Annotated in this window: 1 pseudogene; it reads left to right on the top strand. The window is 54.1% G+C overall.

From position 1 onward, the window contains the following. Window positions 1–255, top strand: a pseudogene (locus O2S87_RS19275) (IS5/IS1182 family transposase); the annotation flags it as partial.

Below are 255 nucleotides of genomic sequence, written 5' to 3'. Positions count from 1 at the left end.
CTGCTCTCAACCTCGTTGTTGAAGACGTGTTCAGTCGCCTCGTCGAGCAGGCCGCTACCCGCGGCCTGCTTGACTTAACCTTCCGAATCGACTCAACCGATCTTGAAGCACTCGCGTGGAATGATGACGCTTCGTGGAACTACGATCCAACAGCTGAAGAGTTCTACTACGGCTTTGGTCTCAGCATCGTTTCGGCAGGGCCAAAGATACCAATCGCAGCGGAGTTCACGCAGGCGAAACAAGCCTCAAAAGAGA

Source organism: Halohasta sp. A2, from assembly GCF_056175805.1.
The sequence above is the reverse complement of the archived record's forward strand: the minus strand, read 5'-3'. Positions and strand labels throughout refer to the sequence as shown.